General features: G+C 64.1%; 19 protein-coding genes. 7 read left to right on the top strand and 12 right to left on the bottom strand.

What is annotated here, in order from left to right:
- Positions 1-232: 232 nt before the first annotated feature.
- From P0Y58_19205 to P0Y58_19190, 4 genes are all read left to right on the top strand, one after another.
- Positions 233-1,075 (top strand): helix-turn-helix transcriptional regulator, encoded by an 843-nt coding sequence (locus P0Y58_19205; GenBank protein ID WEK29024.1) that lies wholly within the window; start codon positions 233-235, stop codon positions 1,073-1,075.
- A gap of 42 nt (positions 1,076-1,117) precedes the next feature.
- Entirely contained in the window at positions 1,118-2,500 is a 1,383-nt protein-coding gene (locus tag P0Y58_19200; protein ID WEK29023.1) for an aspartate aminotransferase family protein, read from the top strand.
- A gap of 188 nt (positions 2,501-2,688) precedes the next feature.
- Positions 2,689-4,182 carry an aldehyde dehydrogenase gene (locus tag P0Y58_19195; protein WEK29022.1) on the top strand — a complete coding sequence of 498 codons (1,494 nt, stop codon included), beginning with the start codon at positions 2,689-2,691 and terminating at the stop codon, positions 4,180-4,182.
- 135 nt (positions 4,183-4,317) lie between these two features.
- Positions 4,318-5,672 (top strand): IS3 family transposase gene (locus P0Y58_19190; GenBank protein ID WEK29021.1). Its coding sequence is split into 2 segments (ribosomal slippage): positions 4,318-4,810 and positions 4,810-5,672, totalling 1,356 coding nucleotides; the frame shifts between segments, so codons are not numbered across the junction.
- Positions 5,673-5,758: 86 nt separating this feature from the next.
- On the opposite strand, the gene P0Y58_19185 is transcribed toward P0Y58_19190, so the two are convergent.
- The 7 genes from P0Y58_19185 to P0Y58_19155 all read right to left on the bottom strand — a co-directional run bounded on the left by P0Y58_19185 (position 5,759) and on the right by P0Y58_19155 (position 15,306).
- The gene (locus P0Y58_19185) at positions 5,759-8,002 is read right to left on the bottom strand and encodes a TonB-dependent siderophore receptor (protein WEK29020.1); all 2,244 of its coding nucleotides are present in this window, start codon (positions 8,000-8,002) and stop codon (positions 5,759-5,761) included.
- Positions 8,003-8,123: 121 nt separating this feature from the next.
- Complete coding sequence (locus tag P0Y58_19180) at positions 8,124-9,113, bottom strand: siderophore ABC transporter substrate-binding protein (GenBank protein WEK29019.1); 990 nt, start codon at positions 9,111-9,113, stop codon at positions 8,124-8,126.
- Positions 9,110-9,886, bottom strand: coding sequence for an ATP-binding cassette domain-containing protein (locus P0Y58_19175; protein WEK29018.1), 777 nt, complete (start codon positions 9,884-9,886; stop codon positions 9,110-9,112). The genes P0Y58_19180 and P0Y58_19175 overlap by 4 nt, the downstream gene beginning before the upstream one ends.
- Complete coding sequence (locus P0Y58_19170; GenBank protein WEK29017.1) at positions 9,883-10,824, bottom strand: iron chelate uptake ABC transporter family permease subunit; 942 nt, start codon at positions 10,822-10,824, stop codon at positions 9,883-9,885. The genes P0Y58_19175 and P0Y58_19170 overlap by 4 nt, the downstream gene beginning before the upstream one ends.
- Entirely contained in the window at positions 10,821-11,762 is a 942-nt protein-coding gene (locus tag P0Y58_19165; protein WEK29016.1) for an iron chelate uptake ABC transporter family permease subunit, read from the bottom strand. Before P0Y58_19165 ends, P0Y58_19170 begins: the two co-directional genes overlap by 4 nt.
- Positions 11,762-13,519, bottom strand: a complete 1,758-nt coding sequence (locus P0Y58_19160) for an ABC transporter ATP-binding protein (protein ID WEK29015.1) — start codon at positions 13,517-13,519, stop codon at positions 11,762-11,764. Before P0Y58_19160 ends, P0Y58_19165 begins: the two co-directional genes overlap by 1 nt.
- Positions 13,513-15,306 carry an ABC transporter ATP-binding protein gene (locus tag P0Y58_19155; protein ID WEK29014.1) on the bottom strand — a complete coding sequence of 598 codons (1,794 nt, stop codon included), beginning with the start codon at positions 15,304-15,306 and terminating at the stop codon, positions 13,513-13,515. The genes P0Y58_19160 and P0Y58_19155 overlap by 7 nt, the downstream gene beginning before the upstream one ends.
- A gap of 109 nt (positions 15,307-15,415) precedes the next feature.
- Between P0Y58_19155 and P0Y58_19150 the strand changes: the two genes are divergently transcribed.
- The gene (locus P0Y58_19150; GenBank protein WEK29013.1) at positions 15,416-16,033 is read left to right on the top strand and encodes a TetR/AcrR family transcriptional regulator; all 618 of its coding nucleotides are present in this window, start codon (positions 15,416-15,418) and stop codon (positions 16,031-16,033) included.
- 28 nt (positions 16,034-16,061) lie between these two features.
- Here P0Y58_19150 and P0Y58_19145 read toward each other — a convergent pair whose 3' ends face one another.
- From P0Y58_19145 to P0Y58_19125, 5 genes are all read right to left on the bottom strand, one after another.
- Positions 16,062-17,852, bottom strand: a complete 1,791-nt coding sequence (locus P0Y58_19145; protein ID WEK29012.1) for a sigma 54-interacting transcriptional regulator — start codon at positions 17,850-17,852, stop codon at positions 16,062-16,064.
- An 83-nt stretch (positions 17,853-17,935) separates the two neighbouring features.
- The gene (locus P0Y58_19140; GenBank protein ID WEK29011.1) at positions 17,936-18,826 is read right to left on the bottom strand and encodes a transporter; all 891 of its coding nucleotides are present in this window, start codon (positions 18,824-18,826) and stop codon (positions 17,936-17,938) included.
- 60 nt (positions 18,827-18,886) lie between these two features.
- A complete protein-coding gene (locus P0Y58_19135) occupies positions 18,887-20,011 on the bottom strand; it encodes an NAD(P)-dependent alcohol dehydrogenase (GenBank protein ID WEK29010.1) in 1,125 nt (374 codons plus the stop codon).
- A gap of 18 nt (positions 20,012-20,029) precedes the next feature.
- The gene (locus P0Y58_19130) at positions 20,030-21,499 is read right to left on the bottom strand and encodes a benzaldehyde dehydrogenase (GenBank protein WEK29009.1); all 1,470 of its coding nucleotides are present in this window, start codon (positions 21,497-21,499) and stop codon (positions 20,030-20,032) included.
- A gap of 258 nt (positions 21,500-21,757) precedes the next feature.
- Entirely contained in the window at positions 21,758-23,470 is a 1,713-nt protein-coding gene (locus P0Y58_19125; protein ID WEK29008.1) for an FAD-dependent oxidoreductase, read from the bottom strand.
- Between the two features lie 193 nt (positions 23,471-23,663).
- Between P0Y58_19125 and P0Y58_19120 the strand changes: the two genes are divergently transcribed.
- Together P0Y58_19120 and P0Y58_19115 are read left to right on the top strand one after the other, a co-directional pair.
- Positions 23,664-24,440, top strand: a complete 777-nt coding sequence (locus tag P0Y58_19120; protein ID WEK29007.1) for an IclR family transcriptional regulator — start codon at positions 23,664-23,666, stop codon at positions 24,438-24,440.
- Positions 24,441-24,580: 140 nt separating this feature from the next.
- Positions 24,581-25,633 carry a Gfo/Idh/MocA family oxidoreductase gene (locus P0Y58_19115; GenBank protein WEK29006.1) on the top strand — a complete coding sequence of 351 codons (1,053 nt, stop codon included), beginning with the start codon at positions 24,581-24,583 and terminating at the stop codon, positions 25,631-25,633.
- Positions 25,634-25,644 lie beyond the last annotated feature (11 nt).

Raw genomic sequence — 25,644 nt, 5'->3', positions numbered from 1 at the left:
GCTACCGGTGGGTGCTGTGCAAGGAGGTCGAGCGGAAGGCTCGCAGCGCTGGGGCGGGTTGATGCTCCCACACCCTGTAGGTACCCGGAATCACCCTTTGGGGTGAGTGGCTGCGGCCCTTGCCCGGCTCACCCCAAAGGGTGATTTCGGCGTCGGCAGCGCCGTGGGAGTATCTGGTCATCAACGCACCGCACTGGCGGCGGTGCCACTGAATAGAAACGGCAGGCCCACAGTGACTAATCAATTGCTTTCAGAACAGTGGTTCGAGCATCAGGCCAAGGTCACCGAGGCAATCGGCCGGCCGGGCTTTGCCGCCAACCTGTTTGCCGCACTTGGCGTGATCCGGCCGATCCAGGCGACCACGGTGTACCTGTACCCGCACGATGGCATGCCCTGCGCCTTGTTCGAGCAGGACGACAAGGCGCCCTGGCAGCCCGAGGGCAATGTCAGCCGCTACTTGTCCGGCTTCTACCTGCTCGACCCGTTCTACGGTGCCTGTGTGGAGCAGGTCGAGTCAGGTTGCTATGGGTTGTTCGAAGTGGCACCCGACCATTTCGAAGTCAGCGAGTACTACCAGTCGTTCTACCGGCACTCGCACCTGGAGGATGAGCTCAACTACATCCTGCAGGTCGCGCCGGGACAGAGCCTGGCGGTGTCGCTGGCGTTCACCGACAAGCTGGATGCGCCAACCCGCAAATTGTTCGGGCGCATCACGCCGTGGGTACTGGCAGTGCTGAGCAAGCACTTCGCCGGGCTGGACAGCCGTGCCGGGCGTTTCGAGAACATCCTCGAACAACGTATCCACGCTGCGCTGAACAACTTCGGCAGCTCGCTGCTGACCGAGCGTGAATGCCGTATTGCCCAGTTGATTCTGCGTGGCCACTCGACCAAGTCCCTGGCCGAGCGCCTGGGGGTGTCGGAAGACACCATCAAGTCGCACCGCAAGAACGTCTACGCCAAGCTCGACATCGGCACCCAGTCCGAGCTGTTCTCCCTGTTCATCGACGCGCTGGCCAATGCCCAGGGCGTGCTGGGCAAGGACCCGCTGGAAAGCTACATGGGCAAGCTGCGCTGAGCGCCAGCCACCCTGCAACCCCACCGCAAAGGAAAACCAACAATGAACGCGCCTTTCGCCCCGCAACGCCAGACCCGTGACTACCAGGCAGCCGATGCCGCGCACCACATCCATGCCTTCCTCGACCAGAAGGCGCTGAACGCCGAAGGGCCGCGGGTGATCGTCGGTGGCGAACGCCTGCACCTGTGGGACAGCGAGGGCAAGCGCTACCTGGATGGCATGTCTGGCCTGTGGTGCACCCAGCTCGGCTACGGGCGCCGCGATCTGACGGTCGCTGCCGCCACGCAGATGGACCAGTTGGCCTACTACAACATGTTCTTCCACACCACCCACCCGGCAGTGATCGAGCTGTCCGAGCTGCTGTTCAGCCTGCTGCCCGGGCACTACAGCCACGCGATCTACACCAACTCCGGCTCTGAGGCCAACGAAGTGTTGATCCGTACCGTGCGCCGCTACTGGCAAGTGGTCGGCCAGCCGAACAAGAAGGTGATGATTGGCCGCTGGAACGGTTACCACGGCTCGACCCTGGCGGCCACGGCGCTGGGCGGCATGAAGTTCATGCACGAGATGGGCGGGCTGATCCCGGATGTTGCGCACATCGATGAGCCGTACTGGTACGCGGAGGGTGGCGAGCTGACCCCGGCCGAGTTCGGCCGCCGCTGTGCCTTGCAGCTGGAGGAAAAGATCCTGGAATTGGGCGCCGAGAACGTTGCCGGCTTTATCGCCGAGCCGTTTCAGGGTGCAGGCGGCATGATTTTCCCGCCGGAAAGCTACTGGCCGGAAATCCAGCGCATCTGCCGCCAGTACGACGTGTTGTTGTGCGCCGATGAAGTGATTGGTGGCTTTGGCCGCACCGGCGAGTGGTTTGCCCATGAATACTTCGGCTTCGAGCCCGACACGCTGTCGATTGCCAAAGGCCTGACCAGCGGCTACGTCCCCATGGGCGGCCTGGTGCTGAGCAAGCGCATTGCCGAGGCACTGGTGGAGCGCGGCGGGGTGTTCGCCCACGGCCTGACCTATTCCGGCCACCCGGTGGCGGCGGCGGTGGCCATTGCCAACCTGAAGGCGCTGCGCGACGAAGGCATAGTGACTCAGGTGAAGGATGACACCGGGCCGTACCTGCAGCGCATCCTGCGTGAGGTGTTTGCCGACCACCCGTTGATCGGCCAGGTGCAGGGCGCCGGGTTGGTGGCAGCGTTGCAATTCGCCGAGCACAAGCCGACCCGCAAGCGCTTTGCCAACGAGAACGACCTGGCCTGGCAGTGCCGCACCTTTGGTTTCGAGGAAGGGGTGATCATTCGCTCGACCCTGGGGCGGATGATCATGGCGCCGGCGTTGATCGCCAACCACAGCGAGCTGGATGAGCTGGTGGAGAAAACCCGCATAGCCGTGGACCGCACCGCCCGGTTGGTCGGCAAGCTCTAAACCGTTGTCACGGGCAACCTGATCCCCTGTGGGAGCGGGCTTGCCCCGCGAATGGGGGCACGCGGTGCCTGGCACCGGCTTCGCCGGTGTTCGCGGGACAAGCCCGCTCCCACAGGAATCGCGCTGCTTGCAAGGGCGGCGCTGTCTCTTCCAAAAAAAGATTGCTACAACGGTCACCAGGAGTACAAATGTACACCCTCCAATTCTGGCAACAACGCGCCTCTGACCTGTACCTCCCGGCCAGCGCGCTGATCGACGGAAAACCCGTCAAAGCACAGGACGGCGCCACCTTCGCCGCCTTCAACCCCGCCACCAACGCCGTACTGGCCCAGGTCGCCGCCTGCGGCCAGGCAGAAGTCGACCTTGCGGTGGCCAGCGCACGCCGGGCCTTCGAACAAGGCCCCTGGCCGCGCCTGGCCCCAGGCGAGCGCAAGAAAGTGCTGCTGCGCCTGGCCGAGCTGATCATGGCCCATCGCGAGGAGCTGGCCCTGCTGGACTCGCTGAACATGGGCAAGCCGGTGATGGACGCCTACACCATCGATGTGCCGGGCTCGGCCCATGTGTTCGCCTGGTATGGCGAGGCGCTGGACAAACTCTACGATCAGGTTGCGCCCACTGCGTCCAATGCACTCGCCACCATCACCCGGGAAGCCCTTGGTGTGGTCGCCGCCGTGGTGCCATGGAACTTCCCGCTCGACATGGCCGCCTGGAAGCTGGCGCCGGCGCTGGCCGCCGGAAACTGCGTGGTGCTCAAACCCGCCGAGCAATCACCGTTCTCGGCCCTGCGCCTGGCCCAGCTGGCGCTGGAAGCCGGTGTACCGGAAGGCGTGCTGAACGTGGTGCCCGGCCTGGGCGAGCAGGCCGGGCAGGCCCTCGGCCTGCACCCGGATGTGGACTGCCTGGTGTTTACCGGCTCCACCCAGGTGGGCAAGTACTTCATGCAGTACTCGGCGCAGTCCAACCTCAAGCAGGTGTGGCTGGAGTGCGGCGGCAAAAGCCCCAACCTGGTGTTTGAAAACTGCCAGGACCTGGACCTGGCGGCGGAAAAGGCTGCATTCGGTATTTTCTTCAACCAGGGCGAAGTGTGCTCGGCCAATTCGCGGCTTTACGTGCAGCGCTCCATACATGACGAATTCGTCGAGCGCCTGCAAGCCAAAGCCCGCGACTGGTTGCCGGGCAACCCGCTGAATCCGGCGAGCCGCGCTGGCGCCATTGTCGATGCCGAGCAAACCGGGCACATCGAGGCCGCCATTGCGCGTGCCGGGCAAGAGGGCGCACGGTTGGTGTGTGGCGGTCGGCGCCTGAGCATCGAAGGTTCGGACAACTACATCGAGCCGACCATATTTGCCGGTGTCGATGGCGGCATGCGGCTGGCGCAAGAGGAAGTGTTCGGGCCGGTGCTGGCGGTCAGCGCCTTTGACACGGAAGAAGAAGCGGTGCGCCTGGCCAACGACAGTATCTACGGCCTGGCGGCCTCGGTGTGGAGCGATGACTTCAACCAGGTGCACCGGGTGGCGCGGGCGCTGAAGGCAGGGACCGTGTCGGTGAACACGGTCGATGCGCTGGATGTGACGGTGCCGTTTGGCGGAGGCAAGCAATCGGGGTTTGGGCGCGACCTGTCGCTGCATTCGTTCGACAAGTATTCGCAGCTCAAGACCACTTGGTATCAGTTGCGCGGCTGATGTTTTGATCGTGAACCGCGTCGCCTGCTTCGCGGGCACGCCCGCTCCCACAGGTACTGCACTGGCCTCAGGTCCAGTGCCATTCCTGGACTGCCCCCAAGAAGTTGGACAAAAAATCCAACCCTTGGGGGACCTATGGGCAAATACACAGAGCAGTTCAAGCTCACAGCCGTCTCAGCCTACCTGGATGGCAATAATGGCTTCCGAAAGGTAGCCCAGCATTTCGATGTTGATTTCAGCCTGCTCCGCCGGTGGGTTTCCAGCCATCAGAGCGAATCCAGCCTTTCTTCACGCTCACATGGGCGGCGTTATGACGACGATTTCAAGCGACAGGTGCTGAGCTACATGCACGAACATCGCCTTTCCATGCGGCAAACCGCAGCACATTTTGGCCTCGGTCAATCATCGCAGATAGGCAGCTGGCAGCGGCAGTACTACAGTGGTGACCCTATAGCCCCTGTCGACCGCCAGAAAAAGCCGATCAAAGTGCCGAAGAAGATCAAACCAGCAAAACCCACAAATACTGACGATTCGCAAAAGCCCCGAGACCAGCTGATGGCGGAGCTCGAATATCTGCGCATGGAGAACGCTGTCTTAAAGGAGCTCAAGGCTTTGCGAGAGGAAAAGGAACGAATGTCGGGGAAAAAGTCCTGATCGTTTCGAGGCTCAAGCCTAGATTCCCTTTGCCTGACCTGCTGCGTCTGGTCGGGCTGGCTCGCAGTACCTTTTACTATCAGGTGCAAGCTCAGCAGAAGCCGGACAAATATGCCGAGCTTAAAGAGCAGATTCAGCAGGTCTATCGCAAAGAGAAAGGGCGTTACGGCTATCGACGCGTTGCACTCGTGATCAGAAAAGGTGGGGTACTGGTCAACAAGAAGGTCATCGAGAGGCTGATGGCTGCCCTGGGTCTGCAGTCACTGGTGCGACCTAAGAAGTATCAGTCGTACCGAGGTGTTGTTGGCAAGATAGCGCCGAATCTGCTGGAGCGAAATTTCGTTGCCCAGCGTCCTAATCAGAAATGGGTGAGTGACGTAACTGAGTTCAAAGTGGCTGAACAGAAGCTCTATCTTTCGCCTGTGATGGATTTGTACAACGGAGAAATCATCGCTTACGAGACGGCGAGTCGCCCTCAGTACAGCCTGGTTGGGAACATGCTCGACAAGGCACTCAAAACCTTGGGAGAAAAGCCGAAGCTGGTGCTCCACACCGACCAGGGCTGGCAGTACCAGCAGGGTCAGTATCGCCACCAGCTGCGCAGTCGTGGGGTGAAACAGAGCATGTCTCGTAAAGGCAATTGCCTAGACAATGCAGCTATGGAAAGCTTCTTCGGCACGCTCAAGTCAGAATTTTTCTACCTCAAGCGTTTCGAGAGTATTGATGAATTGAAAGCGGGCCTGGATGAGTACATTCACTACTACAACCATGACCGCATCAAGCTAAGGCTCAATGGCCTGAGCCCTGTCGAGTACAGGACCCAGGCGGCAGCATAGAACTGTCCAACTTTTGGGGGGCAGTCCATTCCTGTGGGAGCGGGTTTACCCGCGAAGAGGCCCGAAAGGCGCTGCAAGATGACCGGTTAGAAATCCACGCTAGCCGACAGTTGATAGGTCCGCGGTGCCCCCAGCCCCAGGGTCTGGGTCAGTGGCACTCCCCAATAGTCCTTGTCCCCCAGGTTGGCGATGTTCGCGCGCAAGGTAACCGGCTTGCTGGCGACCTGGGTAACGTAGCGGGCGCCAACGTCGAAGATCGTGTACCCCGGAATCGACAGGCTGTTGTCGGCAGTGATGTACTGCTTGGACTGCGAGGTCACGTTACCGGTCAGGGTCAGCCCATCCACACCGGGGATGTCCCATTCCATGCCCAGCTTGCCCTGCAGCTTGGGGTATGCCGTGGCGGTTTTGCCGTCATTGGTGCCACCTTGCGTCTTGGTCAGCTTGGGGTCTACATAGGCCACCCCACCCATCAGGCGCAAGTCGGGCAGAGGGGCACCGAAGAAGCTCCATTCCACGCCGCGGTTGCGCTGCTCGCCGCCGAACGAATAAACATTGGTAACCGGGTCGGTCATGCTGCCCGGGCGCTTGATTTCATAGAGCGCCAGGGTGTGGCTGAACGTACCCAGGTCGAGCTTCAGGCCGATTTCCTTCTGTTTGGATTTGTACGGCGCAAACACGTCGCCATAGTTGGCAGCGGTGATCGGTGCGGATGCGCCTTTGCTCAGGCCTTCGATGTAGTTGGCGTACAGCGACAGCTCATCGGTGAGCTTGAACAGGATGGCCCCGGCGGGTGTGGTGGCGTGGGTGTCATAGCCTGGTTTGTTACGCGCCCCGGTATTGGTGTTGAACGTGTCGGTGACCACTTCCTGGCGACGTACGCCGAGGGTCAGTTGTACGCGATCGTCCAGCACCGACAGGGTGTCGGCGATGCCATAGCTTTTCAGGTCATTTTCGGTGTGGGTAAGCAGTGGCCAGGCCTCGGACACTTTCGGGCCCCAGACCGGGTTGTAGATATTGGTCGTCCAGTTTGAACCCGCAGCGCGGCGGCCGAAATCCTTTTGCGTGTCCGTGTACTGGGTGGCGTTGAGCGACCATTGATGGTTGATGCCGAAGGTGTCGAAATGGCCACGCAGGCCCACCTCCGCCGAGGTCTTGTGGATCTCCATCTGCAGCTGGCCCATGGCCGTGGTGAAGTCGCCGGCGCTGTTGATCACCGTGGCCGTCAGGGCGCCGCTGTACTGGTAATCGGTCTTGCTGGTCCCGACCGCGCCATAGGCCAGCAACTGGTCGCTCAGTTCGTACTCGCCGCGCAGGATCACGCCCTTGTCCTTGGTTTCGACATAGGCCCAGTCGGGATTGAGCAGCGTGTCGTTCTTCGGCGGCTTGGGCACAGGCACACCGGCGGCAAGGCCCATGCCGCGGTTCTGGCCGCTGATGTGGTCGTCGGTATCGAACAGGTCGAGCGACAGCTTGGCGCGCTCGCCACGCCAGTCCAGGGCCAGCGACGAAAGCACGTTGCGTTGGCGTTGATCGTCGATGGCCGTGTCGCCGTCACGGTACATGCCGTTGAAGCGCACGCCGAACTGATTGCCTTCGCCAAAGCGTCGGCCTACGTCCACATGGCTACCCAGCTGGCCGTCGGACGCGTAGGTGGCGGTGACCCGGGTCAGCGGCGTATCACCGGCGCGCTTGGGAATCAGGTTGACGATACCGCCCACCGAACCACCGGGTGGCATGCCATTGAGCAATGCCGACGGGCCTTTGAGTACTTCGATGCGCTCGAACATTTCCGGTGAGGCCCGGTAGTAGGGCGCCATGCCGAACAGGCCATCGACGGTCATGTCGCTGACGCTGGTCTGGAACCCGCGGATCGAATAGTTCTCGCTGTAGGTGCCGGTCAGGCCGTTGCTGAACACTGAGGGGTCGGTGGCGGCGATGACGTCGGTGATGTCCCGGGCCTGCAGGTCCTGGATGTAGGTGTCGGTGTAGCTGACGGTGCTGAACGGCGTTTCCATGAAGTCTTTGTTGCCCAGCAGACCGACGCGGCCGCCAGTGGCCACCTGGCCGCCGGCATACGCCGGTGGCAGGGCCTCGGCGGCGCTGGCCTGGGCGTCGATCAGGGTGGCGGCCAGTTCCGGCACGGCTGGTTGTTCTTCAACGGCCTCGTGGGGGCGGGTGTCGGCTGTCTCGGCGTGTGCGGCCATTGGCGCCAGTGAGTAGCTGCCAATGGCCAGGCCGATGAATACGGCATGTGCCAGCGGGGTACGCGGTAGTACAGGCAATGTCAGGGCAGGGGACGAGAGTGTGTGCAAGGGACGGATGGACACGCGATGGCTCCAGATGAGACGGATGGCAGGTTGGTGTTTTTGGTTTTTTGAAAAGCGAAGACGTAAGGCAAATGCGAATCACGCGCTAACGCAGAAGCAGGCATTTGCAAAAAAGCGGTGCTTAGTCCCGATAGCCTTTGATCACGTCATCCGCGATCAAGGCCAGTGAGGTCGGGCTGGCGGCCATGACGTACCAGGCCTGCGGGTCGACGAACACCACGCGGCCGTGCTGCCAGGCGTTGGTCTGGCGCAGCAGCGGATTAGCCAGGGTGTCTGCAGTCATCAGCGGGCGATGCTCCATCACGGCGGTGCGGTCCACCACATAGAGGATGTCGGGGTTGGCCTGCTGAATGAACTCGCTGGAAATCGGCTGGCCATGCAGGCCGGTATCCAGGGTGGTGGTGGCCGGATTGACGCCCAGGTCGTTGAAGATGAAGCCGTAGCGCGATTGCACGCCGAAGGCACTGAAGGCGCCGTTGTTGTGCAGCACCACCAGGGCCCGCTCCGGGCGGTCGCGGGTGACGCTACGCGCCTGGGCCAGCTTGGCCTCCAGTGCATCAGCCTGGCGCTGGGCCAAGTCCTGCTTGCCGAACACCTGGCCAAGGCTGAGCAGGTGCCGCTTGACCGTGGCGACATGCCCGGTTTCGCTGTCGCGATAGTCCACATCGAAGTGCAGAGTCGGCGCCATTTCGCTCAGTTCGCCATAGTGATTGGCCTGCAACGAAGTGATCAGGATCAGGTCGGGCCGCGCTGCATGCACCCGCTCAAGGTTGGGCTGCACGATCGAGCCAACGTCTGCCGTTTGCCCGTCATCCTTGTAACGTGCAAGAAAGTCTGGCACGAAGTCCTTGGGCATGCCCGCCACGGGCACGCCCAGCTGGTCGAGAAAATCCACTTCGTTCATGTCCAGGGCCACTGCGCGCTGTGGCAGTTGACTGATCACGGTGGTGCCCAGCTTGTGCTGCACGGTAACCGCTGTGTAGTCGCCATGCTGCGCGGTGCTCACGGTTGCCGCTGTGGCTGCCGTGGGCTCGTTGCAGCCGTGCAGCGCCAGGGTGGCGCCGAGCAGTAGCGCCAATGGCCAGCCGCTGACAGGGTGGTTGCGGTTCATTGCGGTTCTCCGGGTGGGTTGAAGTAGTTGCACAGGCGGCCGCGCGCGCCGTGGGTGATTTCGAAATCCAGCCCGTACAGCGCGTTCAGCTGTCGCTCGGTGACCACCTGCTCGACGCTGCCGCTGCAATGCACCCGGCCGCCCTGCATGGCGACGATGTGGTCGGAGTAGGCGGCGGCGAAGTTGATGTCGTGCACCACCAGGATCACCGTGCGGCCGAATTCGTCGCACAGCCGGCGCAGGGCGCGCATGATCTGAACCGCGTGGCGCATGTCGAGGTTGTTCAGCGGCTCGTCCAGCAGCAGGTAGTCGGTCTGCTGGGCAATGGTCATGGCCAGAAACGCCATTTGCCGTTGGCCGCCGCTGAGTTCATCGACGTAGGCGTGGCGCAGCGGCTCCAGGGCCAGAAAGGCAATCGCCTGGTCGATGGCGCGGCGGTCTTCAGCGGTGAGCGCACCACGGCTGTAAGGGAAGCGGCCGAACGCGACCAGCTCATCGACGGTCAGGCGCAGGTTGAAGTCGACCGACTGGCGCAGTGTGGCGACGCGTCGGGCATAGTCGCCGATGGCGATGGTGTCGATGCTTTGCCCGTCCAGGCGTATGTCACCGCTGCCTGGCGCCAGCAACCGGGCCAGCATCATCAGCAGGGTGGTCTTGCCGGCGCCATTGGGGCCGATCAGCGAGGTCAGCTGCCGGCGCGGGAAGCTGGCGCTTACCCCGCTCAACACAGCCTTGCTGCCATAGGTTTTGTGCAGGTCGTGGACCGTAATCATGCGGCTCCCCGGTTTCGCACCATCAGGGCGAGGAAGTAGGTGCCACACACCAGGTTCACGAGGATGCCGACGGTGGTCCTGTAGTTGAAGACATGCTCGACCAGCAATTGGGCGGCGATGAACACGGCAATGGCCACGGCGCTGCCCAGGGCCAGGGTGACCCGGTGGCGGAAGGTGCCGGCCATGGCATAGGTGATGTTGGCGACGAATACGCCCATGAATGCCGTGGGCCCCAACAGGCTGGTCGACACCGCCACCAGCGCTGCGATCAGCGCCAGCAGCAGGCGCACGTTGCGCCGGTAGTCCACACCCAGCGAAATGGCCTGGTCCCGCCCGAGCGCCAGTACGTCCAGCACCGGTACGGCCCTGGCCAGCAGCACACACAAGCCCGTCACCAGCACGGCTGAATACAGCAGCAACTGCGGCGATGCCCGGTTGAACGAAGCCTGGGTGTAGCCCAGCAGCATCGAGAACTCACCTGGGCTGACTTTCAGCTGGACGAACTGGGTGAACGTGGCCATGACCATGGTCAGCACCAGGCCGACCAGCAGCAGGAAGTACACGTTGTTTTTACCGTCGCGAAACAACCAGCGGTGCAGGGCCCAGGAGTAGCCGAGCATCAGCAGCACCGAGAGCAGGAAGTTGCCATCACTGCCGAGCACCACCAGCCCCTGCACGCCCATGGCCAGCACCAGTAGTGCCTGCAACAACAGGTACACGGCCTCGTAGCCCATGATCGCCGGGGTGAGGATGCGGTTGCCGGTAAGGGTCTGGAAGGCGATGCCGGAGCAGGCCACGCACACGCCACCGATCACCATGGCCGCCAGGCGCACCAGGCGCTTGGGGATGAGGTAGGCGAAGTCCGCGCCGGCGTTGATGAACACGAACGCCGTGGCCAGGGCGATCACGACCAGCCACATGCACTGCCGGCTTTTCATCGCTGCCTCCAGATGATCAGCCCGAGGAATATCAGCCCGCCCAGGCCGCCTGCCGTCAGGCCGATGGGCACTTCGAACGGGTAGATCAGCAGCCGCCCGAGCAGGTCGCAGGCCAGCAGCAAGGCCGCACCACCCAAGGCCACCAGCGGCAGGGTGCGGCGCAGGTTGTCGCCGTGGCGCAGGGCGACCAGGTTGGGCACCACCAGGCCGACGAAGGGGATGGCGCCGACAATGATCACGCTGGCCGACACCGTCACCGCTACCAGCAGCAGGCCCAACGTCACGTTGGCGGTGTAGTTCAGGCCCAGGCTGGTGGCCATGCTTTCGCCCATGCCGAGCACAGTGAAACGTTGGGCGTACAGGTAGGTCAGCAGCACGATCGGTACGATCAGGTAGAGGATTTCGTAGCGGCCCTGCACCACCTTGGAAAAATCACCCAGCAACCAGCCCTGCATGCTCTGCAGCAGGTTGAAGCGGTAGGCGTAAAACTCGGCCAACGCACTCAGCACGCCGCCGTACATCAGGCCGATGACCGGCACCAGCACTGCGTTGCGGGCGCGTATGCGGCGGATGATGGCGACGAACAGCAGGCTGGCGGCAAAGCACACCGCCAGTGCAAACAGCATGCGCAGCAGTGCCCCGGCTGCCGGTGCCAGGCCCAGCGACAGCAGAATGCCCAGGCGCGCGGCGTCGAGCCCGCCGGTGGTAGCGGGCTCGACGAAGCGGTTGCGCACGATCTGCTGCAGGATCACCCCGCATACCGCCAGCCCGACACCCACCAGTATCAATGCTGCCAACCGTGGCAGGCGGCTTGCGGTCAGGGTCAGCCAGGCGTCGCCTTGCAGGGTAAGCAACTGCGCCCAGGCCAGTTCACGCACGCCAACCGCCAGTGAGGCCGCACACAACAGCAGGAACAGAATGGGCCATGCAACACGCATCAGTCGTGTTCCGCCATCGATGCCCCGATGCGCCAGCCGTTGGCGGCGCGACGCTGTTCGAGCATGCGTGCATAGCGCCCGCCATTGGCGCGCAATGTTGCCGGTGCGCCTTGCTCGACAACCTGGCCGGCCTCCAGTACCACGATATGATCGGCCATTGCCACGGTGCTGAGCTGGTGTGCGATGACCACCAAGGTGCAACGCCCACGCAGGCTGTGCAGCGTCTGGGCAATCACGGCCTGGTTCTCGGCATCGAGGGCGGCAGTGGCTTCGTCCACCAGCAGTACTGGTGCTTGCCTGATCAGCGCACGGGCAATGGTGACACGCTGGCGCTCGCCACCGGAAAGCCTTGCACCGCCTTCACCCACGGGGTTATCGAGGCCGCCAGGCAACCGTTCGACGGTGTGTGCCAGCCCGGCCATTTGCGCCGCCTGCAACACCTCGGCGTCGCTGGCTTCGGGTTTGCCGATACGGATGTTGTCGGCGATGCTGCCCTGGAACAGCCAGGTATCCTGCAGGACCTGGCTGACCGTGTCGGTCAGGCTGGCACGGGCCATTTGCCGCACGTCCACGCCGCCAATGCACACGCTGCCTTCGGTGGTATCGAAAAACCTTGCAATCAGGCGCATCAGCGAGGTCTTGCCCGAGCCCGAGGCGCCGATGATGGCGGTCATGCTGCCTGCAGGAATATGCAGGTTCACGTTCTTCAACACCTCGGGTCCGGCGCTGCTGTAGCGCATGCTCACCGCTTGCAGGTCGATTGCGCCGTCCACCGGGCGCTGGGGCGAGGCGGGTTCGGGTAATGGCCTGGCTGCCAGGATCCGCTCGATTTCCTGCAAGTGGCCATGCGCCCCGCGCAGGATCTCGACATGGCTGGCCACATCCAGCAGCGGGTCGATGAAGCGGCAGACCAGCGCCAGTGCCACGATAACCGCCACCGCGTCCTGCACCTGGCCACCCGCGTGATCGCCGAACCACAGGCCGGCAGCCACCAACAGCGCGGCGAAGGTTGTCTGCACGGCCCAGCTGTTAAGCAGTGCAGATAGCGAAGCGCGAATGATCAGGCCCATGCCGCTGTTGCGCTGTTGCTCCAGGCTTTGCGCCAGCAACCGCGTGCCACCGCCCGCCCCATTGAAAGCCCGCAGCACCGACTGTGCCTGGGCGAACTCGACCATGCGCTGGCTGGCGGCGGCAAAGTGCTGCTGGAAGGCCTGATCGGCGTGGCGCCCAAGGCGTGCGCTGAACAACAGCACAGCAGCCAGCGCCGGCAGCGCCAGCAGGGCGATCAGGCCCAGCGGCGGGTGCAGGGTGAACAGCGCAAGCAGCAGTACCAGCGGTGTGATGCAGCCACTGATCAATGGCGTCAGTACATGGGCGGGCAATTGGGCCACGGCCATCGTGCCCTGGGTGATCACATGCCCCAGCCGGGCAGTGTTGTCGGGGGTGAACCAGCCCAGCGGCAGTTGTGCCACGTGGGCACCGATGTGCTGGCGGCCGCCTTGCAGTACCGCCACCGCCAAGGTTATGCCGGCCTGTTCCACCCGGCGTCGCCAGGCCCAGCACAGCAGCATGCCGGCTGCCAGCACCGCCAGCCATGCACAGGTAGCGCGTAGCTCGTTGTTCAGCAGGTGCAGCATGATCGGCGCCAGGGTGCTGATCGTCAGGCCACTGAATACCCCATACAGCACGGTCATCAGCAGGTAACGGCGCCAGGCGGGGGCGCTTTCGCCCAGCAGTCGAACGAAGGTTTTCAGCATGCTGGCAGTGCCTTTTTCACAGTGTCCTGATACCCACCCTGCGCCCACAGCCGTGCATACAGGCCCTGGCGGGTGAGCAATTCGGTGTGGCGACCTTGTTCACACAGGGCGCCTTGGTCGAGCACCAGGATCTGGTCGGCATGCATCACCGTGTCCAGCCGGTGAGCAATGACCAGCAGGGTGCGACCTCGGGCGAAACGCGACAGGGCACCCTGGATGGCCGCCTCGCTTTCGGCATCGGCGGCGGCGGTGGCCTCGTCCAGTACCAGCACGGGCGGGTCGAGCAGCACGGCGCGGGCAATGCTCAGGCGCTGCTGCTCGCCCCCGGACAATTGCGCGTCTTCGCCCACTACCGAGTCATAGCCACGCGGCAGTTGCAGGATGCGCGCGTGAATGTTGGCCAGGCGTGCAGCGGCTTCGATTTGTTCGCGGGTTGCAGTTGGTCGGCCCAGGGCGATGTTGTCGGCCACGCTTGCATGAATCAGCCGCACCTCCTGCAGCACGAAACCTACGCTTCGGTACAGTTCGCGGCTCTCGATGTGCCGCAGGTCGACGCCGCCCAGGGTGATGCGCCCGCTGTCGGGGTCGAAGAACCGCAGCAGCAGACGCGCCAGGGTCGACTTGCCGGCGCCAGACGGGCCGACGATGGCGGTGGTGGTGCCGGGGGCCAAGGTGAAGCTGACGTCATTGAGCACGTTGTTGCCGGGGGCATAGGCATGGCTCAGTTGCTCCACGCGTATTTCGCTGCCGTTGGGCAGGCTGCCAGCGGCAGGGGCCGGCAGCACCGGGGTGTCCAGCAGCGCCTGCACCCGTTGGGCCGCCCCCACCGCGTTGTTGAGGTCGTGGGTGATGTAGTGCAACAGCTGCAGCGGCGCGCACAGCCCAGGTGTGACCAAGGCGAACGGCAGTATCTTTAGCGGCTCGATCCAGCCCAAGGCCACGAACAGCATGCCTGCCAGCAGCACCACGCCCAGTACCGTCACCGGCGCGATCAAGGCATTGGCCCGGGCCATCGCCGCAACCAGTGGGCGGGTGAACCCGGTGAAAGTGTCGGCGAAGGCATCGACCGCCGCACGGTAGCGGTCTTGCGCGTTGCCGCGCCCGCCGAATGCTTTGACCAGCGGCATGCCATTGACGAACTCGACCACCGCGTTGTCGATGCGCCCCATGGCTGCCACCACATCACCCATATGTGCTGCGCTGGCCTTGATGGCCCGGTGCAGAAACAGGAAAAACGCCGGGAAGGGCAGCAGCACGACCACTGCAAGGCGCCAGTCCATGGCGAACAGGTAGGCCACGGAAATCAGCACCGCGCCCACGGTGCGGCCCAGCGCGGTGAAAAAGTGCGCAGTCAGGCTGTGCAGTGTGCCGATGTCGTCCTGCATGGCGCGCTTCACCTCGCTTGATGCCCGTTCGGTGAACCAGCCGAGCGGCACTTGCATCAGGCGCTGGCCGATAGCCACGCGCAGGTGATGGGTGATGTGGTTGTCGGCCTGGTGCGCCAGCATTTCCGCCCCGGTGATCAGGGCCATGCCGGTGAACAGGCTGGCGATGCTGGCTGCGATGGCCCGGCCAATTTCGGCAGATGTGCCGGTTTCGCTCAGGGCCAGGTGTGCGATGTGCGCAATGCCTGCCAGCGGCACCAAGGCCAGCATCGAACCGGCAGCGGCCAGCACTGCCGCAAGGGCCAGCCGCCCGCGAATGGGGGAGAGCACACGGCTGAGCGGGCGGCGAGCGTTGATTGTTGAGGGGGCGGTATCGTCAAGGGGTGTTGATGAATCAGACATGAAGCGGGCCTGGAAAGCTGCAAATGAATTAGTTGCATGACTATAAACTAATTTGCGAAAACCCGACAAGACAGCTACAAGACTGTCTTCACAGAACCAGGAGGAATCGATGCAACCACCACAACGCACACCCGGACGCGGTCGCCCTCGCACCATTACCCGTGAACGGATTGCCGACGTGAGCGTCGTCATCGGTCTGCCCAACCTCACGTTCGTGGGCGTGGCCGCTGCATTGGGCGTAAGCCACATGGCGCTGTACAAGCACGTGCCCAACATCGAAGCACTCAAGTGCGTGGTGGCCGAGGAGGTGTTCCAGCGTTGGCAGATCCCCAAGGCAGGCGGGGAGTGTGCTGAGGGGTTGCAGGCCTACCTGATGCGCTTTGCCGCGTCGGTCCAGGCATTCGTCAAGGTGCACCCGGGGCTGACGCCGTATGTGATCCGCAGGCTGGCGGCGACAGAAGCGATGATCGACAAGATCAACGACCACCAGGCACACATCGCCCAGGCCTACGGCCTGGACCTGGAACAGGCGCGCTGGTTGCTGTCCACGGTGGCGTTCCATGGCTTTGCGGTGGCCGATACGGTGTACACGGTGTCGGGGCGCGAGCCGCTGCTGGAGGCTGACCCGGCCGGCGAAGAATCGGAAATGGAAGTGGAGTTGCTTGAGGGCATGCAGGCGCTGATTGTCGGCGCGCTGGTAATGCTGGAGCAGCGCGGGCGTACTTGACCCGGCTGCGAACAGGCCCGGTCGGGCGCTAGCGGGAGCCCAGGCGCTTGTACAAGGTGGTGCGCGAAATGCCCAGCGCTTTGGCGGCGGCACTGACATTGCCGTCATGGGCCAGCAAGGCGCGCTCGATGACATCCTGCGTCGCGTCGCAAAGCGAGTGCGGCGCAGCAGTTGCCTGGCCCTGCAGGTCGTCTGGCAGGTGCTGCACACTGATGCACGGCTCGCCAGCGGCCAGCACCCCGACCAGCCGCGCCACGTTGTCCAGTTGGCGCAGGTTGCCCGGCCAGTGGTAGGCCTGCAGCCGGCGCCTGGCCTCGGCCTGCAGTGGCGGGAAGCCCGGGCGCTCGAAGAAGGCATCGATCAGTTGTTGCTTGTCCAGCCGCTGCTCCAGGGCGGGCAGGGCAACCCGCAGGCCGTCCAGGCGGTAGAACAGGTCTTCGCGAAAGCCGCCGCTGGCCACAAGGGCACCCAGGTCCTTGTGGGTGGCTGCGATGATGTGCGCCTTCAAAGGCACCGCTGTGGTGCTGCCAATGCGGGTAATCTGCCGCTCCTGCAGCGCCCTCAGCAAGCGGGTTTGCAAAGCCAGCGGCATGTCGCCGATTTCGTCGAGCAGTAATATACCGTCCCCGGCCGATTCCAGCAGGCCCATGGCGCCGCCTTTGCGGGCGCCGGTGAAGCTGCCCTCGGTGTAGCCGAACAGTTCGGCTTCGATCAGGCTCTCGGGCAGGGCGGCGCAGTTGATTGCGACGAAGGGCGAATGGGGGCGGCAGTGTTCATGCAGCGCCTTGGCGAACACCTCTTTGCCGGAACCGGTCGGCCCTGCGATCAGTACCGGCAGGTCGCCGGCTACGGCCTTGCAGGCATCATCGAAGCGGGCGTTTACCCGTCGGTCGCTGCCCAGCGCGGTGCGGCTGGCACGCAGCGGCCGCGGCCTGGCCGGGGGGCGTGCCAACAGCCTGCCGTACAGGCGTGAACCGTCGGCCAAGGCCAGCAGCTGTGGCGAACCGCCCAGGCCGCTCTGGCCGGGGCGGTCGAACACGTCTTCAAGGCTCAGCCCTTCAGGGCGGTAGCTGTGCACGCCCAGTAACTGCTGGGCGGCGCGGTTGGCCGCGTACAGCGTACCGTCGTCGCGCACGGCGAGCAGCGCCTGCAGCGGCGAGCCGAGCAGCCTGGGGTCGTGTTGCAGCTCCAGAATGCGGCAGTCCGGCAAGTCGAGGAAAAAGTTGTTTTCGGTAGCCAGTGCCGCATGCTTCAGGCGTTCAAGCATGGCACCGGCATTGCGGGTGCCGATGCCGGTCAGGTCCAGTGCCCCGAGCAGCTCGCCACTCACCCCGCGCAACGGCACGCTGACGCAGAAAAACCGGGCAAACTCCTGCAGATAATGCTGGTTGCCGGCAACGATCGCCGGCATGCCGTCCATCAGCGTGCAGGCCGGGGCAGTGGTGCCAACGTCCACCTCACTCACCCGGCGCCCGGCATGCAGGGCCGACAGCGGGCTGTCGATCCCCGTCGGCTTGCGCGTTTGAACGATGCGGTTGTCCGGGTTGACGCAAAACAGCATCCAGTGAGAGTCGCCGATCAGCTCCCACAAGCGTTCCAGCTCTGGTTGCACGCACGCGGCCAGCTGGGTGTCGGCATTGGTCAGCGGCTGCACATCCAGCTGCCCGCGTGCCAGGCGCGGCTGCCACGGACTGAGCCCGGCAGCCCTGGAACGCTCCCACGAGCGTTCGATAGGCTCGGGCAGCAGGCCGGCGGGCAACGGCAGGCCTTCGGCGAACTGCTGGCGGGCGCTGTGCAACTGAAGCTGTAGGCGATCCATGGGTACACCTTGTGGGGGTTGGCGGCACGCTACTGACTGCGCACGTTGCGCCGCTGTCAGCAGCGCGTCAAGGCTGCCGGGGTTCAGAACAGCAACAGCGCGCGCAGGTTGACTCCGGTGTCCTCCTGAAAACCGCCGACCACACGGGTTTCGTGGGTAAGCTGGCCGCTAAGTTGCACGCTACTGCCGACCATCTGCTGGAACTCCAGGCGCACTTGCTGCACTTCGGTCTTCTGCCCGGTGTAGTCGCCCGACAGGTGCTGCTTGCCGCCTTCGCTGGCGGAAAAACCCAGTGCCAGGCGCTGGGCCGGGTTGAAGTCGTAGCGCAGGTTGGTCTGCAACTGGTAGGTGGTGTCCTGGCGCAAGGTCTGGCTGCCGCTGCCTGCCTTGTCGTTGCTGCCATAGAACACCGCGTCGGCATACCACTCCATCGACCAGCGGCCCCACAATGGTTCTACCCAGCCCAGCTGCAGGTCGCCTTTCCAGCGGTTTTCGCCCAGGTTCACACCGGCGTCGCGGTCGTACTGCCCCCATGGCAGGTACAACAGCGGGGTAATGCCGAAGTAGCGGCCACTGGCGCCCGCATCTGGCTGGTTCACCAACCAGAAGGTGGCGCCGATGATCGGGTCGGCCATGCCGCTGTTGCTGCCCAGCGACTGCCCGGCAACCTTCACGTCATAGACATGGCCAAAGGGCAGCAAAATTTGCGGGTCTACCGTGATACCGCCAATTTCGGTGAAGTGGATAAGCCGCAGGATGCTGATATTGGACCGCAGGCTGGTGTTGTGTTTGGCGTCGGGCGCACCGTCGCCGTTGAAGCGGTCGGCGCGGCTGAATTGCTGGTACCAGGCAGCGACGTTGGTGCCCGGCGGCAGCGCGGTGTAGTCGCCGGCATTCACATCGACGGCCAGGGCTTTGGCCGAAACCAGCGCGCAGGCCAGCGTGCCCCAGGCAAGGCTGGAGTTCTTGGTCATGACAGGGTTTCCCTTGTTCTTGTTATAGGGCGGGGGCAGCGCGCGGCTACCCCCTGAGGCTTACTTCTGGATACGGATGATCGGTTTGAGGGTCAGGCCTTTTTCGCTGTCCTCGGCGGCCTGGTTGATCTGCTCGAAGTCGTAGAAGCGCACCAGCTTGTCGAAGGCGAAGCGGCCCTGCAGGTACAGGTTGACCAACTCGGGGATGAACTTTTTCGGCACGCTGTCCCCCTCGACGATGCCGCGTATGACTTTGCCGCCCAGCAGCAGGTCGTTGACGTCGAACTGCGCTGTGGTGCCCAGCGGCGGTGCGCCGACCACCCCGAGCGCGCCCCGGCTGCCAAGGGCATCCACGGCCTGGCGCAGCACCTCCGGGCGCCCGGTGGATTCCAGCGCGAACTGCACCCCGCCGCCGGTGATTTCGCGGATGGCGGCCACCGGGTCGGCCTCGCGGCTGTTGACCACGTGGGTGGCGCCCAGCTCCAAAGCCAATGCCAGGCGCGAAGGCACCACGTCGACCGCGATGATGGTTGCAGCGCCTGCCACTTGCGCGGCCAGCACGGCCGAGAGGCCCACCGCACCCCCACCAAAGGCAGCAAAGGCGCTGCCGGGCGTGACTTTCAGCGAGTTGATCACCGCGCCAGCGCCGGTCTGGATACCGCAACCCAGCGGGCCAAGCAGCTCGATGGGGGCTTCCTTGGGCACGCGCACGGTGTTGTTTTCGCGCCCCAGTGCGTAGGTGGCAAAAGACGACTGGGCGAAGAAGTGGTCATTCAGGGCCTGGCCCTGAACGTCTTGCAGGGCATGCTGGCCGTCGGGGCCTGCGCCACTGAAATTGCGCCCGAAGAAGTCCTGGCAGTAGGCGGCCTGGCCGGCATCGCAGGCCAGGCAGTGGCCGCAGTAGCCATACGTCATCACCACATGGTCGCCCACGGCCAGGTTCTGCACCAGCGGGCCAACGGCCTCGACGATGCCCGAACCTTCGTGCCCCAGCACCGCTGGCAACGGCACCGGGTAATACTGGTCACGCACGATCATGTCGGTGTGGCACATGCCGGTGGCAACGATACGCACCAGTACTTCGTCACCTTGCGGCGCTCGGATGCGTGCCTGCTCCAGCACGAACGGGGCACCTTTGCCACGGGTTACGGCAGCTTGAATGGGGCGAAAAAGGGGTGTTGTCATTGTTATTGTTCTCCGCAGTTACAGGGGGTAGGCCGGTGCTTCGCCCTTTAGGGTCAGCCACTGCCATTGGGTGAACTCTTCCCAGTTGGCGGCGCCGCCGATGCTGCTGCCGTTGCCGGATGCGCCGACGCCGCCGAAGGGGTTGATGACCTCGTCGTTGACGGTCTGGTCGTTGATGTGCAGCAGCCCGGTGCGCAATTGCTCGCCCAGGCGCAAGGCGCGGCCAGTATCGCGCGACAGGATGGCGGCGCTCAGGCCGTAGTCAGTGTCGTTGGCCAGCACCACGGCCTGCTCATCGCTGTCGAACGGCACTACCACGGCCACGGGGCCGAAAATTTCTTCGTGGAATGCCGGGTTGTCACGCTGTACGTCACTGAGTACGGTCGGCTGGAAGAACAGCCCATCCGCCGAGCCGCCAGTTGCCAACGTTGCCCCGGCAGCGCGTGCAGCGTCGACGATGCGCAAAGCGTTGTCGCGCTGGGCTGCATTGATCAGCGGGCCCAGGTGCACCTGGCCGCTGGCCGGGTCGCCCACGGTCAGGCTGCGTGCCTTGGCCACCAGGCGTTCGACGAAGGCGTCATAGATGCCCCGTTGCACCAGCACCCGGCCGGTCGACATGCAGATTTGCCCTTGGTGCAGGTACACCCCCCAGGTGGCGTTGGCGATGGCCAGGTCCAGGTCGGCGTCGTCGAGAATGATCAGCGAATTCTTCCCACCCAGTTCGAGCGAGACTTTTTTCAAGTGGCGGCCAGCGGCCTCTCCCACCTTGCGGCCGGCGGCGGTGGAGCCGGTGAACTGGATCATCGCCACGCTGGGTGAAGCGGTCAGGGCTGCACCGGCCTCTGCGCCGCCCGGCAGTACGTGCAGCACGCCTGCCGGCAAGCCGGCCAGCTCGAAGATGCGGGCAATCACATGGCCACCGCACACAGCGGTGCGCGGGTCGGGCTTGAGCACCACGGCATTGCCGGTGGCCAGTGCCGGGGCAACGGCACGCATGGCCAGGTAAAGTGGGAAGTTGAACGGCGAAATCACCCCGACCACGCCCAGCGGCCTGCGCCGGGCGATGCTCAGGCGGCCAGCTGTCGAAGGCAGTACCTCGCCCTGACTGCGCGAGGGCAGGGCACAGGCTTCGTGCAGCGACTTGATGGTGATGGACGTCTCAAAGCCGGCCTTGGCCTGGGTGGAGCCGCTTTCGCGGACGATCCAGTCGGCGATCTCAGCCTGGTATTGCTCGGCGATGGCGGCGGCCTTGCGCAAAACCTTGGCACGATCATCGTAGGGCAGGGCATACCAGCTGCGCTGGGCCGTGGCGGCTTCCCCTGCACTTTGCTCCACCTGCCTGGTGCCGGCATTGGCCAAGGTGCCCAGTGGCTGGCCATTGCCGGGCGAGGTAATCACGCTAGCGGGCAGTTCCCCGGGTACCCAGGTACCGGTGAACAGCCGCTCATTCCAGAGTTCGTTGGGCAGTAAGGTATTCACGCAAAGCATCCTGTGTTGGTGTGTACACGGATGCTTGTTGCAGAGGGCATGCCAAGGTGCGGCGGGTGCTGAATCCCGGGCCTGGAGTCAGTGGGCTGTTCAGAAGCTGAACAATCGGCTGCTTTCGTGGTGTTCAATTTCTGGACACCTCAGGTAGCTGCAGCGCGATCCCTGTGGGAGCGGGCTTGCCCGCGAACACGGGCGAAGCCCGTGCCATCCACCGCGAAATTCATGATGATCGCAGCGAAACAGCAGTGTTCGCTCGGCTCACTCATACTCCGCCGCCCCGGCAATATGCCGCCCGGCCACATAACCAAAGGTCAGCGCCGGCCCCAGGTTGATGCCCCCCGACGGGTACCAGCCACCAAACACGCTGGCCATGTCGGTACCTGCCGCATACAGCCCTGCAATCGGCTGCCCGGCTTCACCCAGCACGCGGGCACTGCCATCGGTGCGCAGCCCGGCAAAGGTGCCAAAGCAGCCAGGCTTCACCTTCACCGCATAGAACGGCCCATGCTCGATGGGCGCTACACACGGGTTGGGCCCTTTGTGCTGCGGGTCGCCCTGCTTGCGGTTGAATGGCGTGGAGCCTCGGCCGAACAACGGGTCCTGGCCGTTGCGGGCATGGGTGTTGAAGTCATCGACCGTGGCGCGTAACCCGGCCGGGTCAATGCCGCAAGCCTGGGCGAGTTGTTCAAGCGTAGCGCCGCGCTTGAGGTAACCGTTGCGCACATGCGGCCCGACCGGCAGCGGTGCCGGGCGGGCATGGCCCAGGCCATAGCGGCGCAAGAAGCGATGGTCGCACACCAGCCACGAGCACACTTCCTCACTCGGAGGCACTGCCGCGACCATGGCTGACACATAGTCGTAATAGCCATGCGCTTCGTTGACAAAACGCTTGCCGTTGGCCAGCACGCCAATGATGCCGGGCTTGCCGCGTTCGATGATGTGCGGGAAGTGGCCGACGCTGCCGTCGCGGTGCGGCACCTGCGAAACCGGCGCCCAGGCCACGGGTGATTTCAGGTCGGTGGCGACCACGCCACCGGCCGACTCGCCCAGGCGCAGCCCATCACCTGAGCAACCCTGCGGTGGCAGGGCCAGGTTGTCGTGGCCGCTGGCATCCCGCGGGAAAAGCTGCCGGCGCCGGGCGTTGTCGTTGGGGAAGCCACCTGCCGCGAGTACCACGGCCTTGGCCCGGATCTGCCGATCACCCTGCGCTGTGGCCACAAGCACACCGCGTACCTGGCCATCTTCGACCAGCAGGCGCTTGGCCGGTGCCGATTCCTGCAGGTGCACCCCCAGGTCTTGTGCCGACTTGGCCAGCCGTGCCACCAGCGCCACACCGTTGACCAGGTGCATCGCCCGGCCATGCCGGGCCAGGTGATACAGGTGCCGGCCAAAACGTTTGCACACATGCAGCAAAGCCTTGGGCGAGCGGGTCATGTTGAGGAAGGCGGCAAGGTCGGTGCCGGCCATGATCGGCATGCCCATGAACGAGGTTTCGCGCATTGTCTTGCGCAGGCGCGGCAGCAAGGCGCCAACCAGGCTGGCGTCGTACGGCGCGGCGATCACCTGATGCCCGCCCTGGGCCGCACCGGGTGTGTCGCCATGCATGTCCGGGATACCGTTGCCGTCGGCAAACTGCAGCGCTGTGTGCTTCTCGAAGAACGCCACCATGTGCGGACAGGCCTCAAGGAAGGCATCCACGCGCTCGGCGTTGTAATGCGCCCCCAGCTCATTGCGCAGGTAGGTACGGGGCTGCTCGATGTCTTCGACAATGCCGGCCCGCTGTGCCAACGGGTTGCGTGGCACCCAGGCCCAGCCGCCGGACCAGGCGGTGGCGCCGCCGAACACGGGTTCCTTCTCCAGCACGATCACTTTCTGCCCATGCCAGGCAGCCGTCACGGCCGCAGCCAGCCCGGCGGCGCCAGAGCCTATGACCAGTACATCGTATTCGGTATCGAGAGCGGCAGCAGGCATTGCGGCATTCCTGTTTTGTTATTAGAACAAGGTTCCACATTTTAACTGCAGTACTTTGGCTCGCAAGGGTATGGCAGCCTGGGAGGGCAACTACTGGGCGATAACCGGACATTTCGCCGCGCTCTGGCTGCGCCCTCTACCGCTCATGTGGAATCATCTTCTAGAATCCGCAAAAAATTCAGGGACCTGTGTCATGGCTGGTAGTCAGATCGAACGCGCCTTCAGTCTTGTAGAAAGCCTTACCGGCGAACCCCAGGGGCTGCCCTTGCAAACCCTGGCCGAGCGCCTGGACATTCCCAAGAGCGCGGCCCACCGCATGCTCACCGAACTGGTGCGCCTGGGCTACGTGCGGCAGAACCGCGACAACAGCCGCTACCAGTTGTCGGCCAAACTGGTAGCCCTGGGGTTTCGTTACCTGTCTAGCAACGGTGCCGACATCATCCAGCCGATTCTTGACCGCCTGGCCCAGGACAGCGGCGAACTGGTGCGCCTTGGCGTGATCGACGGAGCACGACAGACCTGGATCGCCAAGTCCCAGGGCGCGCGTTCCGGGCTGCGCTACGACCCGGACATGGGCCGCGACGCGCCGCTGTTCTACACCGCCTCAGGGCATGCCTGGCTGGCCAGCCTGGACGATGAACAGGCGCTGCAGATGGTGTTGCGCCAGGGCATCGCCGACCCTGCGCAGTTCGGCCCGAACGCGCCACGTTCCACCGACGCGCTGCTGGCCTACCTGCACCGCGCCCGCGAGCAGGGTTATGCCTGGGTCGAGGAAACCTCGGCCATCGGTACCTCGGCCCTGGCGGCGGTGGTCCGCCGCCCGCAAACGGACGAGGTGATCGGCGTATTGAGCATCGCCGGGCCCAGTGCGCGAATGGCGCAAAGCCGCCTGGCAGAGCTGGCGCCGCTGTTGCTGGCGGCGGCGCAAGAGCTGTCGGCAGCCAGCCGGGCAAGCGAATTGTTTGCCTGAAGGCACATTACTGGTCGATTACCGCACAGTCTGTTCTGCCGGTTCTTCTGAAAAGCTGAACTTGGTTCTAAATTGTCGAGTGTCGAATCTGGAATCTGGTTTCAGAATCGACAAAACAACAATGACAAGAGGACAGGCTGTTGAACGCACCCCTTCGTATTGCCCTGATCGGCGCCGGCATCATGGGCCGTCAGCACTACCAGCACTTGCGCAATGTGCCGCAAGCCCAACTGTGCGCGGTGGCCGACCCCGGCCCGCAGGCTGAGGCGTTTGCCGCCGAATGTGGCGTACCCTGTTTTGCCGACCACCGGCAGATGCTGGAGCGTGTGCGCCCCGAGGCCGTGATCGTTGCCAACCCGAACAACCTGCATGTGGCTACCGCCCTGGATTGCATCGAGGCCGGCGTGCCCGTGTTGGTCGAAAAGCCGGTGGGCGTGCACCTGGATGAAGTCCGTGCCTTGGTAGAGGCATCGCGAAACCGGGGTGTGCCAGTGCTGGTCGGCCATCACCGGCGGCACAACCCATTGATCGCCACGGCGCACCAGGTGATTGCCGACGGCAAGCTGGGCCGGCTGATCAATGTCACCGCACTCTGGCAACTGCAAAAACCTGACAGCTACTTCGAAACCCCATGGCGTCGCGAGCCGGGGGCCGGCTTTTTGCTGACCAACTTGATCCACGACCTCGACCTGCTGCGCCATCTGTGTGGCGAGGTGGTGCAGGTGCAGGCGTTCACCCGTAACGATGTACGCGGTTTTGCCAACGAAGACAGTGCGGCGGTGCTGCTGCAGTTTGCCAATGGTGCGTTGGGCAGCCTGACCGGCTCCGACGCGGTGGCCGCGCCGTGGAGCTGGGAGCTGGATTCCGGCGAGAGCCCGATGTACCCGCGCCAGGATGGCCAGCCATGCTACCTGCTGGCCGGCACTCAGGGGGCGCTGAGCATTCCCCAGCTCAAGCGCTGGCACTATGCCGAGGCCGGATCGGGCTGGCACACGCCGCTGCTGCAGAGCGAAGAAACCATTCCTGACGGCGAGGCGTTGACCCTGCAGTTGCAGCATTTCGTGCGGGTTGCCCGGGGTGAGCAGGCGCCGCTGATCGACGCTGCCGACGGTGGCCGCACGCTGGCGCTTATAGAAGCCATCCGCCAGGCGGCGGAAAGCGGCCGGGCCTGTGCCCCCGAGCAGATTGCCTAAGCCGACCTTGA

The sequence above is a fragment of the Candidatus Pseudomonas phytovorans genome (assembly GCA_029202525.1).
GTDB lineage: Bacteria > Pseudomonadota > Gammaproteobacteria > Pseudomonadales > Pseudomonadaceae > Aquipseudomonas > Aquipseudomonas phytovorans.
This window is presented reverse-complemented; position numbering and strand designations above follow the sequence as displayed.